Consider the following 13,921-nt stretch of genomic DNA (forward strand, 5'->3'; position numbering starts at 1 on the left):
TTCTCATTCTTCCTTCTTCGGTTTTCCTTCTGGATATGCCGTATTTTCAAGTTGATCTCCAATCCACATCGTTCCATCTTCCCAAAATTCTTTTTTCCAAATTGGGACGATTTGTTTTATCCGTTCAATCGCGTATTCATTCGCTTCATATGCTTCTTTACGATGCGGTGATGAAACTGCAATGACTACCGCAATATCCATGATTTCTAGCCGCCCTACACGATGTGTAATTGCTACTTTGGCATCCGGCCACTTATCATTAATCTCTTTACCAATTTTCGTAAGTTGTTTTACTGCCATCGGTTTATATGCTTCATACTCTAAATATAGTGTTCGTGTTCGTTTTCCTTTTGTTAATTCTCTCACCGTACCAATAAATGTTGTAATTGCACCTGCTTCTCTTCTTGCGACTTTATTCGTTACTTCTTCAACTACAATCGGTATATCTACAATCTCAAATAGCGCTTGTCCCACTAGAACCACCTCTCACTTTACAAATCGTCCAAGACCATTCACTACCTTCATTATCTTCCAGCAAAAGAACATCTACGAACATATCTTTTTTGTAACCTCTCGTACCACCTGGAAGTACAATAAATATATTTGTCTCTGCTAATGAAGAAACCGAGCTAGATTTATCAAACCCTGACGGATAAGCGATTAACTGTCCTTCCTTATATGCCAGTTTTGCTCGTACAAATCTTGTAAATGGATTTGGTTTCAGGAAATCTTCTCCTAATAATGCTTTTTCTCTTTTTACATGTGCTTTTTCACTAAACATATACGTCCGAATACAAGGTCTTACAAATAATTCAAACCCTACGTAACAAGCAGATGGGTTTCCTGATAAACCAAATAATAGCTTGCCATTTAATTGTGCTACAGTCGTAACACTCCCTGGTCGCATTGCAACTTTATTAAAAAGAACAGAGGCACCTAACTTTTCATATATAGCTGGTAAATAATCGTAATCTCCCACTGATACACCGCCTGTTGTAATGAGCATATCTACTTGGCTTAGTGCTTCTTTTACAGCTGTAAAACATGTATGAAAATCATCGCTAAACTTCCCAAAACATTTTACTCTGCCGCCCGCTCTGCGAATTTGAGACAATATCATATACGTATTACTATTTCGGATTTTCCCTGGCTGTAATGAATCATTTACATCAAGTAATTCACTACCAGTCGCTAACAATCCAATTACAGGCTTTCTCGCCACAGGCACCTCGTTATACCCGAACGTAGCAAGAAGAGCTGAAATACCTGGATGAATGTATGATCCTTTCTTTGCAAGAACCGTTCCTTTACGAGCGTCTTCACCTTGAAAAGAAATATTGTCGCCCGTTTTGAATGATCGCTTCACTTCTATATAATTATTGCCAGTCTCCTCATATTGACGAGTCAGCTCTAACATAACAACCGCATCACACCCATTCGGAATTTGCGCTCCTGTCATAATTCGAACTGCTTGAAACGGACCTACTTTCTCGTAGAATAGTGATCCCGCGCCAATTTCACCAACTACTTCAAGCACAATTGGCGTTTCATAACTTGCTACATTCGTATCTTCTGCTCTAATAGCAAATCCATCATACGGTGAACGATTGAATGAAGGTACATCATGGTCAGCTACTAAATCTTCTGCTAATATACGTCCGTAAGCTAATTCAATAGGCAGTAGCTCCTTTAACCCCTCATTAGCAAATCCCATTACTTTACGAACAGCTTCTTCAACCGTAATTGGCACTCTTCTTTCCATTATTGACAACCCTTTCTGTTAACCGAATACACGATAATATAATTGTTTTGCTTTCGAAATATCATTTGTACCATGAATGAAAACACGACCATCCCGAAAAATAACGACGCGGTAATCGTCTATTTGGCAAGATAGTAAATACGGATTCTGATCTACTTTCCCCAGTTTGTTTAATACTTTTTCTATATCGTCAAAATCGTACGTTCTATTTTCTACTGGCCTAATTTGTACTGTATTTCTTCCGCATAAAGCAGCTACCTTCGTTTGGTTTTCGTATGATAAATAAGGATAAGTTCGATTTAAGCCGCACGAAGGGCAATCGTCTGTTTTGATTTTCCCTAGTTTTATAAAATGGTTTTGATTACTCCATATATCAAACATGAAAAATGTTTTTCTAACTGCCGAGAAATCTCCTACTAAAATTTTGAATGCTTCCGCCACTTGATACGCTGCGACGATTTGGACAGTCGGGCTAATAATTCCAGCGGTATCACATGTCACACCAGTAACAGGAACATTCTTCAGCACACAATGTAAACATGGTTTCTCTTGCGGAATAACCGTATAACTCATACCGTACGATCCAACGCAAGAACCGTATACCCACGGAATATTATGTTTTTGTGATAAGTCATTTATTACAAATCGAATATCGAAATTATCTGTTGCGTCAATTATTACATCTACCCTTTTTAATAGGTCTTCCATGTTTTCTGCACTTGCATCCATTACGAAAGCATCTATGTGTACTTCCGAATTAATTTGCTCTAACCGATTTTTAGCAGCAATTGCTTTCGGTATTTTCTCTCTCGCATCTTGTTCAGAGTACAGTTGTTGCCTTTGTAAATTGCTCCATTCAACGTAGTCACGATCAATAATCGTCAACTTGCCAATACCTGCACGTACGAAACTTTCGGCACTTGCACTTCCTAATGCGCCTGCTCCTACAATTAACACATGTTTATTTCGAATTTTTTCTTGTCCTTTACTCCCAATCGGTTTGAACAACTGTTGTCGTGAATACCGCTTAGCCATTACATACCCTTCCTCTCACGAACTCTATTTCATATTAGAATGTTGTTTTTGATAACAAGCAAAGTAAGCAAATCCAACAAATCCAGCTCCCCCAATTACATTTCCGATAAAAACAGGAACAAAATTTCTAGCAAGATCCATCCACGTCAGATGCCCTGCAAAAATAACTGCCGAAATAACAAACATATTTGCTACCACTTGCTGAAATCCAATCACTACAAATGCCATAATCGGAATCCAAATTCCGATTATTTTTCCGACCAAATCACTCGTCCCATAAGCGAGCCAAAGTGCAAGACAAACGAGCCAATTACATCCAATTGCTAAAATTAAAGTTCTCCCAAATGATTCATGTAATTTTCCTTCCGCTATCGCTACTGTTTTATTTAAATAATCTCCCTCTGTTAATCCGCCAAGATGACCGAAACAATACGCTACGAAAATAGCTCCTACGAAATTCATGAAAGTAATCCAAACCCAATTATTTAACACACTTACCAATGTAATTTTCTTTGCATAAAGCGCCATAGACAGTGACATCATATTTCCAGTAATTAATTCTCCTCCTGCTAATACGACGAGCATTAATCCAACAGGAAAAACCGCTCCTCCTAAAACATTGACTAAACTACCCCAGCGCTCAGGTAAATTACCTAAAACGCGAATATTAAGCAAAAAACCTAACGAAATAAACGCTCCTCCTAAAAAACCGAGAATAAGCATTGCTGGCAACGTCTGACTTACTTTTTGAACACCGGCCTCAATTACGAGTTCAGCAATTTGTTCCGGTTTATGAAATGCCATTACCAATTCCTCCATTTTCTCCAAATAAAAAAGCAGCTTCAAAAAACCTCCTCAAAATAAAGGTTTTTGAATGCTGCTTAATTTCTCTGCACATCTTTTACAGAGATATCAATCATCACTTTTACTATAAAATAGAAAATCTACAAACGTTGCATACTTTCCATTTTGTATATACTTCCTCAAAGCGTCACTCTTATATATCAGCCACCAATATGTGACATTTCAATTTTAGGCACTCTTTTTTTACTTGTATGATTTAAGCGTTCATCTGAATAACGATCTTCTCGGTTGTTCCATATATCACGTACGACATCTGTTATTTCCTCGCCAGTGTATTCAGATCGAAGCAGTTCTCTCAAATCAGTTCCTTTAGAAGCGAACAAACAAGTATATAATTTTCCTTCTGCAGAAATACGGGCTCTCGTACATGATGAACAGAAGGAATCTGTTACTGATGAAATAATACCTATCTCTTCATCACTTCCAATATAACGATAGCGAGTCGCAACTTCACCTGCATAATTCGCTTCTATCCGTTCTAATGGCATAACTTGATGAATGGCATCTACTATTTCTTGTTTCGAGACGACCTCTTTTAATTCCCAACCGTTATAATTCCCAACGTCCATATACTCAATAAAACGAAGAATATGCTTATTTTCCTTAAAGTATTGCGCCATCTGCAAAATATCTTGTTCATTTTTCCCTTTTTGAACGACCATGTTTATTTTAATTTTCATACCAACTTCAGCTGCAGCCTGTATTCCTTCCAAAACTCTTTGCACTTTGCTTCTATTACCATTCAAATAGAAAAATCGCTCTTCTTCTAAGGAATCTAAACTAACTGTCACACGTGATAAACCCGCCTTATATAAATCAGGAGCAAACTTTTTAAGTAACGATCCATTGGTTGTTAAACCGATATCCTCCACACCATCAATTTTATTAAGGCGCTCGATAAGCTGTGGAAGACCTCTTCTAAGTAACGGTTCTCCGCCTGTAATTCGTAACTTTCTCACACCTAAAGAAACGAAAATACGTGTTATCCTTTCAATCTCATCAAAAGATAAAATTTTATCATTAGACAAAAACGAATAATCAGGACCAAATATTTCTTCTGGCATACAATAACGACAGCGAAAATTACAGCGATCAGTAACAGAAATACGTAAATCCTTTAAAGGACGTTGTAGTTTGTCTAATGTGACAGAGTTCATATTTATTGCCTCGCTTTTACTTATTTTATATTTAAAACACGCTCTGGATGCGTATATACATTTAAGGATTCATTCCGAATAAACCCTATCGTAGTAATACCTAGTTCTTCTGCTAGCTGCAAAGCCAACTCAGTTGGAGCTGATTTTGACAGTATAATTTCACAACCAATTTTTGCAACTTTCAATAATATTTCCGAAGAAATACGACCACTAAAAACAATGATTTTATCTTTTATAGAAATATTATTTTTTAAGCAATAACCGTAAATTTTATCTAATGCATTATGTCTACCGATATCCATTCGGCTTAAAATAATGCCATTCACATCACACAAAGATGCATTATGAACGCCGCCTGTATGACGAAATGTCTCTGCAGATTGCTGCATTTCTTTCATTAACCGAAAACAGTCTTCTGCAGCAACCTGTACATGTACGCCATTCATTTTCTTCGCGCTTAGTGCATCATTTGCAAACACAAACCCTTGTCTACTCATACCACAGCATGAAGTAATATAACGTTTATTTTGCATTTGTTCGTAATACGGATTCACTTTTTTCGTTGTGACATGTACAAATCCTTCTTTCTCTTGTACCCATATGTCATCAATATCTTCATACTTCCGAATAATTCCTTCAGATGCTAAAAAGCCTATTACCATATCTTCTATATATTCTGGAGTACTAACCATTGTAACAAACTCCTGTCCGTTCATTTTAATCGTGACTGGAAACTCTGTTACAATGCTGTCCTCTATATGCTTAAACGCCCCTTGTTCATAACGAAAGATTTCTCTTTCTACCTGTATCGGTTTCACGATCAGTATCCTTCTCTCACGTTATATTTTTATCAAAAACAAATACCGAAACTGCAATATCTTCTTCTACTTTCATATCTGAAAACAAATTCACTAATTTCGCTCCAACAAGTTCCTCCAAATGTTCACGGGAATTCGCAGCATACACTTCTTGAATCATTTTCGTTCTAGCCATATGAACCATTTCCGCACCGTCCATCGTACTTGAAATGAATTTTTCAGTAGGTGTTAAGTTTCCATAAAGGGTCGCAATCGCCATATTTTCAGCAAAAACAGTATGAATTCGTTCTGGTCCTTTTCCGAAAAGTTCCTTTCGAAGTTTTCGTATCATATCATTAAATTCATGTACTTTTTTTGACATACAATTATTCCTCCCAAAAACCTCATTTTACTTTATTATATATTTTACCAAAATGAGCCTTCCGCCCAAACTATTTCATACAATCATTTAGGCGAAAAGATTCACTTCATGAAGGTTACTCGTCTTTTAACCCTTTACCCATACCTTTTAAGAAATGAAGCCCAAATCCGATGGCACGGTTAATGTCTGGATCTTTCAATACTTTCATAAGATCGAATACCCCTACTTTTTTATTACTCTCTAGATGTTCATTACCTTCTTCTAGCCCTACTAATAAGCTACCTATAAGCTTTTTCGTAAGTTCCGGATCAAGTTCTGTTAAAGCACCTGCAGCACCCATCATATTATTAATTAAATTTGTAACAGGCTCACGGGTCACTTGGCCAAGAACAATTTTTGCGATTGGTTCTTTCGCCTTTAGCATAGAATTAGCTGCTTCTAGCATGCCAATATCATTCAATTCCCCTACTATATTAAACATTTGATTTAGAGCGTCTTCATTATTTGCTAGAAGCTCTTTTAAATCATCTAATTTTTGCTGTTTTATTTCTTCCTCAGTTAATTCTTGTTTTTGAATCATTTTTATAGGTGCAGCCATATTTTTCTCCTCCTACTTATCCGTTAAATGCACATAGCCTGGACGTGCCCACTTACGATGTACCTCAATACCAGCTTGAGGATGACGTTTTTTATTGCGCGGGTTCGCTTTTGGCATCGGGTTTTCGCCATCAACTTCTAGCACTTCCATACGCACTTTCGTCTGTTTATAAGCAGGTGTATTTGTACGCGCATCAACTGCAGGACCTGTTAAGAAATTAATTGCTGTTTCATTATCTGTAGAGTTCATCGGTAAATATAACTCATTCGCTTTTACACGGTCTGTTACAAGTGCACGTAATTTTAATGCTCCAAATGGAGAAACAAGACGAACTAATGAACCTGTTTTCACTCCACGTTCTTTTGCAAGCTCTGGAGAAATTTCAACGAAAACGCCAGGCACTTTCGTTTGAATACCTGTTGATTTATTTGTCATATTCCCTTCATGAAAATGCTCAAGCATACGACCGTTATTAATGTGAAGATCGAACTCCGCTGGGAATTCAGCTGGACGTACCCAGTCAGCAATCGCAAAACGAGCTCTTTTATCTGGGAAGTTAAATCCATCTTGGAACAGAAGTGGTGTATTCGTTCCATCAAAACTTCCCCAATGGAAACTATTCCACCCTTCAAGTACTTCATAGTTTGCTTGTGAGAATAGTGGTGATAAACTTGCCATTTCAGCAAAAATTTCACTTGGATGGCTATAATTCCAGTTTGCACCTAATTTATTCGCAATCTCCTGCACAATCCACCAATCTGGCTTCGCATCTCCAAGCGTAGGAAGAACTTGATACAATCTTTGTACACGGCGCTCTGTATTTGTGAAAGTACCTTCTTTCTCAAGAGACGGTGCTGCCGGTAATACAACATCTGCATATTGAGCAGTTTTAGATAAGAAAACGTCTTGTACAACGAAGAAATCAAGGCTTGATAACACTTCATGTACGTGGTTCGCATTAGAGTCTACAAGAGCCATATCCTCTCCGACAAGATACATGGCTTTCATTTTCCCTTCATCAATTGCGTGAAGCATTTCAATATTATTAAGACCTGGTTCACTATTAATTTTTACTCCGTAAGCCATTTCAAATTTCGTACGTTCCATATCGTTAGTAACGTGCTGATATCCAGGAAGCCATCCTGGTAAAGTACCCATATCACAAGCACCTTGTACGTTATTATGACCTCGAAGTGGATATGCACCAGCACCTGGACGACGATAATTACCTGTTGCAAGCAGTAAGTTTGAAATCGCAGCGGAAGTATCAGATCCACCTGTATTTTGCGTTACTCCCATACCCCAAAGGATACATGTACCATCTGCATCACGAATCATTTCAGCCATTTGAATAAGTGTTTCTTTTGAAATACCAGTCATTTCTTCTGCATATTCAAGTGTATATTCTGCAAGACTCTCTTTGAAATCTTCAAAGAAGTTTACATTCTCATCAATAAATCGTTGATCGTGCCAGCCTTGATCAATCATATATTTCGTAACAGCCATTAACCATACTTGATCTGTTCCTTGTTTTGGACTAATAAAGACGTCTGAACGCTCTGCCATTTCTGTTCTCCGAAGATCAGCCACAATTAATTTTTGTCCGTGTAATTTATGCGCACGTTTAATACGTGTAGCTAAAACAGGATGACCTTCTGTCGGATTACAACCTACAATAATAACAAGACCAGATTTTGCGATATCTTTAATCGTTCCAGCATCTCCGCCCATACCAATTGTACGGAATAATCCGTCTGTCGCTGGCGATTGACAATAACGTGAGCAGTTATCAATATTATTCGTTTCAAATACTTGTCGAGCTAATTTCTGAATTACATAATTGTCTTCATTCGTAATTTTAGATGAAGAAATAAAACCGATAGCATCTTTACCGTATTCTTCTTTAATAGACCCTAATTTACTTGCAACTACATTTAGTGCTTCTTCCCATGTAGATTCAACAAACGTTCCATTTTTACGAATTAAGGGTTTTGTAATTCTTTCTTTAGAATTTACGAAATCCCAACCGAATTTTCCTTTTACACAAGTAGAAATTGCGTTAACTGGCGCATCAGAAGAAGGCTGTACTTTAAGAATTTTACGCCCTTTCGTCCACACTTCAAATGAACAACCTACACCACAAAATGTACAAACTGTTTTTGTTTTCTTCGTACGAGTATCACGCATGGCCGCTTCCACTTCTGATACCGCAAAAATGCCGCTATATCCAGGCTCAACTTCTTTAATTAAATCTACCATCGGTTCAAGAATATCTTGTTTTAATCCCGTCATAAATCCAGCTTCACCGAGCATCGTTTTCTCCATTAAAGCATTACAAGGACAAATGGTTACACATTGACCACAGCTCACGCATGAAGAATCATTAATATTTACTCCTTCATCCCAAATAACTCGTGGGCGTTCCGCTTCCCAGTCTATTGATAACGTTTCATTTACTTGTAAGTTTTGACATACCTCAACACATTGACCGCATGCAATACATTGATTAGGATCGTAGCGATAAAACGGATGCGTCATATCAACTTCACTTGCATCTACTTTCGGTTCATAAGGATATTTTTGATGTTCAATCTCCATTAATTCTGCTGTATTATGCAGTTTACAGTTCCCATTGTTGTTGTCACATACTGTACAGTATAATAAATGATTTTCTAGTAACCGATCCATTGCCTCTGTTTGTGCTTCTTTGGCATGAGCAGAATTACGTTCAATGTTCATCCCTTCTGTCACTACTGCCGAACAAGAGCGCACTAACTTTCCGTCAACCTCTACAATACAAGTGTCACATGTTTGAATAGGATCTACTTCTGGCACGTAACAAATTTGCGGATGTTCAATCCCGTTCTCATTAATAACACCCAATATCGTTGAACCAGGCTCCGCTGTATACTTTTTTCCGTCAATTGTAATATGAACCATGTTGTTATTCATGGTCTTTCCCCCTTTTTGAGAATAAAAAAACTCCACCACGAAAATATACGCACCACATTTCGGCACGTTATTATCATGGTGGAGTAGTTTATTAGCACATCTTGCTAAAATACCAATCCATTTATTCATAAATAAAACGATAGATTCATAACAGGTCATATCACGATTCCATCTTTAACACTATAATTATAGCGTTAAAGGTGGAAATATACAATATAAAATTTAAACTACGCATATGTCAGCGCGGAACTATCCATAATAACCCATATAAAATGAAACTATAATCAGTGGGGCTGTCCGCAAATAGCGGGATAAAAAATAACAAGGAGAAAGCAAACAAATGGGGTCTTTTAACAAATGGATACGTGGTGAAAAATCTTTTTCTGCACAAGAGCAAGCTGATCATACATTAAATAAACCTATTTCTTCTTCTCTTTCCCTTAATCTAAAGCATTTGTCCAAATTGTTTAGCGGTATTCCAGAATTAATTACACGCACTTTTCCGTTAAAAAACGGACAAGAAGCTGCACTTATATATATGGAAGGACTTGTAGATAAAACTGTTATTAACATTGATATTCTTCGCCCCCTCCTATTTAAAGAGTGGAATGAGGTCGATTTTTGGGAATCCTCCGTTACAATCGGGAATATAAAGAAAGTTCAGCAGTGGGCAGACATTGAACAGTCCCTTTTACACGGTAAAAGCATTTTATTCATAAATGGACAACTTACGGCATTAGAACTAGATACGCAATCGGCGCCAAAAAGAAGTATTGAAGAACCTACAACAGAAACTTCCATAAAAAGCTCACACGAAGGATTTAATGAGGTAGCGAGCGACAGTCTTGCACTTATTCGTAGATATATTCCAAATCGCGAATTGAAAGTGAAGGAATTCACTGTTGGTGAAAGAGCTACTTCAAAGGTTTTTTTGCTGTATCTAGCAGATATTGCAAACGAAGATGTCGTACAAGAAATGGCATGCCGCATCGAATCAATAAAAGTGGACGCCATTATTACTACCGGAGAATTAGAAGGGTTTGTTGAAGATAATTCCTATACTCTCTTTCCTCAATTATCCATCACTGAACGCCCTGACACAACGGCCCATCACATTCTAGATGGGCGAATCGCTGTTGTTGTAGATCGCTCACCAGGCGTATTAATTGGCCCTATGACCTTTTCAGATTTTTTTCAGACGATAGATGATTACAGCTTCAGGCCAATGATTCCATCTTTTATACGACTCCTTCGTTTCACCGGGTTATTTATTGCAATTTTTGCTCCTGCTCTTTATATTGCTATGATTTCTTTTCATTATGAAGTCATTCCACTGAAGTTATTATTAACAATTGGAGAGTCTCGAGCTAAAATTCCGTTTCCCCCTATACTAGAAGCATTGTTAATGGAATTAGTACTTGAAATGCTTCGTGAAGCTGCTGTTCGGCTTCCTGGTCCCGTCGGACAAACAATCGGTGTTGTAGGAGGTATTGTAATTGGACAAGCTGCGGTTCAAGCAGGAATTGTCAGTAACGTTATGGTTATCGTCGTATCGATTACCGCGGTCGCTTCTTTCATTATTCCTAACATGGAAATGTCTGCAGGAATTCGGCTTCTTCGATTCCCAATGATGATAAGTGCCTCTTTATTTGGCGTCATTGGAATTATGGTTGGGATGGCAATCATTATCATTCATATACTGTCCATGGAATCTCTCGGTGTTCCTTATGGTAGTCCTTTTTCTCCCTTATTTACTTCGGATTTAAAAGATACCCTTGTACGTTTACCGTGGAAAATTATGAAGAAACGCCCACTATCCCTTAACTTAAAACAAGAAAATCGACAACGCAATGTAGAAGAAACGGAGGAAAACAAGTGACGAAGCGTGCAAAGAGGGAGATTACTTTATTTCAATACATTCTCACTATTAGTGGTGTTCAAGTCGGATTCGGTTTACTTACACTTCCGCGTGAAGTTGCAGAAGGAGCCAATACTGATGGTTGGATATCAGTTATTATTGGATGTGCTATAACTATCTTAGTTAGCCTTTGCATTGTACATATCATGTCAAAACACCCTGGCTATACTTTACTTGATGTGTTAATACGTTACCTTGGAAAATGGCTAGGAAAAGGAATGATGGTTCTTTGGATTTTATATGCTGTTCTTGCTGCTGTTTCCTTAATATTCTCCCTCTTATACATCGTTCATATTTGGATTTTACCTAGATCTCCTATGTTTTTAATTATGATTTTGCTATCCATCCCAATGATTATGTTGGCGTGCAAAGGCGTACTCATTATAAGTCGGTATGCCGTTTTCACTCTTTTTTTTACAATTTGGATGCCATTATTATTATTTATTCCACTTAAAGATGGCCATTGGATATACCTTCTTCCTCTTCTGAAAGAGGGGTGGTTACCCGTTTTAAATACAGTAAAATCAACTATCATTGCGTTTCTTGGATTTGAGTTTGCATTTGTCCTTTATCCTTATCTTAGTAACAAATCATCTGCAAAAAAAGGCATTGTTCTTGCGAATTTAATTACACTATTTATTTATCTTCAAGTTACGTTCGTTTCTTTTGTTTATTTTAGCCCAGATGGCATTACGAAGTTTTTATGGCCTACTCTGTCTCTCATTACACCATTTCATTTTTCATTCTTAGAGCGATTTGAAATTATATTTTTATCTTTTTATCTCTTCATTATTTTTGATTCTTGCATTCCTTATATTTTCACTGCTTCAGATGGAATCAATCAATTACTTAACAAACAAGGCAGTTCATTACCTATTTGGCTTTTATTATTCGGGTGTATTTTCGTTCTACTTTTTTATACCCCTTCTTCTTATCAAATCAATGCTTTACGGGATTTCTGGGGAACTGCCAGTTATTTTATCGTTTTTCTATTCCCGGTCGTATTCCTCTCATACATTACATTTTATCAGTATTGGAAAAGGAGAAACATTTAAATGAAACGATTTATTCATTTCACTATACTTTGTTTCCTCACAATCTTTTTGACTGGCTGCGGAGATCGACTCGATCTCGAAAAACAATCCATCTCATTAGTTTACGGTTTTGATAAAGAAAATAAAGAAATGCTGAAAGTGTACCAAATAATACCTGTTTTTAACAAGGACGTCGAGAAAAAGTACGAAACACATGAAACAAAAGTACATACACCTAGAGAAGCAAAGGCGATGTTTAATAGTTCCAGTAGTGGTTTAGTATCTACTGAAAAATTACAAATCGTCTTATTAAGCAATACGTTTTTGAAACAAGAAGGGGCCATGCCCTATCTTGATGTTTGGTATCGAGATCCGAAAAACACTGGTAATATGCGTATTGTAGCAGTACAAGGACCAGTTTCTTCTATAATCTATAATAACTTTAAAGATAAACCGGATCTCCCTGAACATTTGACTGAATTAATTAATACAAACAAATTATACAATCGGACAGTTTATACAACATTCCATGAATTCCATAGACAAACTTTTAATAAAGGGATAACACCAGCAATTTCAGAAATAAAGAAAGACAAGAAAGAAATTACTGTTACTGGATCCGCACTTTTAACTTCTCGTGGAATTTATAAGATGTCCTTAAATCGATATGAAAGCGCCCTTCTTCTTATGTTACAAGAAAAAGCTAATACACCGGTCTCTCTTACAATGCATATTCCTTCTGCTCCAGTTAAAAATAATAACCGTCTAAAAGATACAAAGGAAAAAGATTTTATAACGATTAATGTCCTTAGCATAAATCGTTATATTAATACAGGCTATAATGACAACCATTTTAAGTTCAGCGTTGGAATGAATTTGAATGTGTCCATATCTGAGATTACATTCAACATGGATATAGACAAAGATAGAAAGAAATTAACTTCTCTTATTACAAAACAACTAAACAAAGATTTAAACGATTTAATCCACAACATTCAAAAACAGCAACTTGATCCATTCGGATTTGGTGATTATGCGAGAGCATTTCAATATAAAGAATGGAAAACTGTCGAAGATGATTGGCCAAGTGCCTTTTCAAAAGCTAATGTGAAAGTAACTTCTACTATTAAAATTTTAGAAAACGGAATCATTAAATAATACAAACACGCTACTTACTCTTATACATGTAAAGAGTAAGTAGCGTGTTATCATTTTTATTTTGAAGCTTCTTATACAGTTACACTTCTGTTTCTGGTTCTTCGTTTTCCGCTTGTTCTAATCTTTGCTGCTCTGCAAGTTCAGCTGAAATCATTCCATAATAAATTTCTGGATACAATCCAAATATTTGATATACACTTCCTAAAAACGGCATCGGAATCCCTCTTTTCTAAAGTTGTATTGCCACTTTTAAGGATTCCCTTT

At 36.8% G+C, this 13,921-nt stretch carries 13 protein-coding genes; 3 read left to right on the forward strand and 10 right to left on the reverse strand.

Going from position 1 to position 13,921, the window contains the following annotated elements; all coding sequences use genetic code 11:
- Positions 1-3 precede the first annotated feature (3 nt).
- The 9 genes from KZZ19_RS17180 to fdhF form a co-directional block, all read right to left on the reverse strand.
- Complete coding sequence (locus KZZ19_RS17180; protein ID WP_237980659.1) at positions 4-474, reverse strand: molybdenum cofactor biosynthesis protein MoaE; 471 nt, start codon at positions 472-474, stop codon at positions 4-6.
- Positions 455-1,762 (reverse strand): molybdopterin molybdotransferase MoeA, encoded by a 1,308-nt coding sequence (gene moeA / locus KZZ19_RS17185; protein WP_237980658.1) that lies wholly within the window; start codon positions 1,760-1,762, stop codon positions 455-457. The genes KZZ19_RS17180 and moeA overlap by 20 nt, the downstream gene beginning before the upstream one ends.
- Before the next feature lie 18 nt (positions 1,763-1,780).
- The gene (locus KZZ19_RS17190) at positions 1,781-2,797 is read right to left on the reverse strand and encodes a molybdopterin-synthase adenylyltransferase MoeB (RefSeq protein WP_226545088.1); all 1,017 of its coding nucleotides are present in this window, start codon (positions 2,795-2,797) and stop codon (positions 1,781-1,783) included.
- Positions 2,798-2,821: 24 nt separating this feature from the next.
- On the reverse strand, positions 2,822-3,601 hold the full coding sequence (locus KZZ19_RS17195; protein WP_033662741.1) for a formate/nitrite transporter family protein: 780 nt from the start codon (positions 3,599-3,601) through the stop codon (positions 2,822-2,824).
- 200 nt (positions 3,602-3,801) lie between these two features.
- Complete coding sequence (gene moaA, locus KZZ19_RS17200) at positions 3,802-4,818, reverse strand: GTP 3',8-cyclase MoaA (protein WP_237980656.1); 1,017 nt, start codon at positions 4,816-4,818, stop codon at positions 3,802-3,804.
- 20 nt (positions 4,819-4,838) lie between these two features.
- A complete protein-coding gene (fdhD, locus tag KZZ19_RS17205) occupies positions 4,839-5,636 on the reverse strand; it encodes a formate dehydrogenase accessory sulfurtransferase FdhD (RefSeq protein ID WP_088097267.1) in 798 nt (265 codons plus the stop codon).
- A 16-nt stretch (positions 5,637-5,652) separates the two neighbouring features.
- A complete protein-coding gene (locus KZZ19_RS17210; protein ID WP_000039582.1) occupies positions 5,653-5,997 on the reverse strand; it encodes a DUF2294 domain-containing protein in 345 nt (114 codons plus the stop codon).
- 115 nt (positions 5,998-6,112) lie between these two features.
- A complete protein-coding gene (locus tag KZZ19_RS17215; RefSeq protein WP_042514764.1) occupies positions 6,113-6,595 on the reverse strand; it encodes a DUF1641 domain-containing protein in 483 nt (160 codons plus the stop codon).
- Between the two features lie 12 nt (positions 6,596-6,607).
- Positions 6,608-9,547: a formate dehydrogenase subunit alpha gene (gene fdhF, locus KZZ19_RS17220; protein ID WP_237980654.1), complete on the reverse strand. Its 2,940-nt coding sequence runs from the start codon at positions 9,545-9,547 to the stop codon at positions 6,608-6,610.
- A gap of 340 nt (positions 9,548-9,887) precedes the next feature.
- Here fdhF and KZZ19_RS17225 point away from each other — a divergent pair, with 340 nt between their 5' ends.
- Genes KZZ19_RS17225 through KZZ19_RS17235 form a run of 3 tightly spaced genes read left to right on the forward strand, consistent with a single transcriptional unit; the run spans position 9,888 to position 13,657 of the window.
- A complete protein-coding gene (locus KZZ19_RS17225; protein WP_237980652.1) occupies positions 9,888-11,426 on the forward strand; it encodes a spore germination protein in 1,539 nt (512 codons plus the stop codon).
- A complete protein-coding gene (locus KZZ19_RS17230) occupies positions 11,423-12,520 on the forward strand; it encodes an endospore germination permease (RefSeq protein ID WP_088097270.1) in 1,098 nt (365 codons plus the stop codon). Before KZZ19_RS17225 ends, KZZ19_RS17230 begins: the two co-directional genes overlap by 4 nt.
- Complete coding sequence (locus KZZ19_RS17235; RefSeq protein WP_237980650.1) at positions 12,521-13,657, forward strand: Ger(x)C family spore germination protein; 1,137 nt, start codon at positions 12,521-12,523, stop codon at positions 13,655-13,657.
- A gap of 79 nt (positions 13,658-13,736) precedes the next feature.
- Here the strand turns inward: KZZ19_RS17235 and KZZ19_RS17240 are convergent, their stop codons facing one another.
- Positions 13,737-13,871, reverse strand: a complete 135-nt coding sequence (locus KZZ19_RS17240) for a hypothetical protein (RefSeq protein ID WP_001116179.1) — start codon at positions 13,869-13,871, stop codon at positions 13,737-13,739.
- Positions 13,872-13,921 lie beyond the last annotated feature (50 nt).

Origin of the sequence: Bacillus thuringiensis (assembly GCF_022095615.2) — a bacterium.
GTDB classification, from domain to species: domain Bacteria; phylum Bacillota; class Bacilli; order Bacillales; family Bacillaceae_G; genus Bacillus_A; species Bacillus_A cereus_AG.

Bases quoted from the DNA above. Each gene is read 5' to 3' on its own strand.
- moeA (WP_237980658.1), bottom strand. From the start codon at position 1,762: ATGGAAAGAAGAGTGCCAATTACGGTTGAAGAAGCTGTTCGTAAAGTA.
- KZZ19_RS17190 (WP_226545088.1), bottom strand. From the start codon at position 2,797: ATGGCTAAGCGGTATTCACGACAACAGTTGTTCAAACCGATTGGGAGT.
- KZZ19_RS17195 (WP_033662741.1), bottom strand. From the start codon at position 3,601: ATGGCATTTCATAAACCGGAACAAATTGCTGAACTCGTAATTGAGGCC.
- moaA (WP_237980656.1), bottom strand. From the start codon at position 4,818: ATGAACTCTGTCACATTAGACAAACTACAACGTCCTTTAAAGGATTTA.
- KZZ19_RS17210 (WP_000039582.1), bottom strand. From the start codon at position 5,997: ATGTCAAAAAAAGTACATGAATTTAATGATATGATACGAAAACTTCGA.
- KZZ19_RS17215 (WP_042514764.1), bottom strand. From the start codon at position 6,595: ATGGCTGCACCTATAAAAATGATTCAAAAACAAGAATTAACTGAGGAA.
- fdhF (WP_237980654.1), bottom strand. From the start codon at position 9,547: ATGAATAACAACATGGTTCATATTACAATTGACGGAAAAAAGTATACA.
- KZZ19_RS17225 (WP_237980652.1), top strand. From the start codon at position 9,888: ATGGGGTCTTTTAACAAATGGATACGTGGTGAAAAATCTTTTTCTGCA.
- KZZ19_RS17235 (WP_237980650.1), top strand. From the start codon at position 12,521: ATGAAACGATTTATTCATTTCACTATACTTTGTTTCCTCACAATCTTT.
- KZZ19_RS17240 (WP_001116179.1), bottom strand. From the start codon at position 13,871: ATGCCGTTTTTAGGAAGTGTATATCAAATATTTGGATTGTATCCAGAA.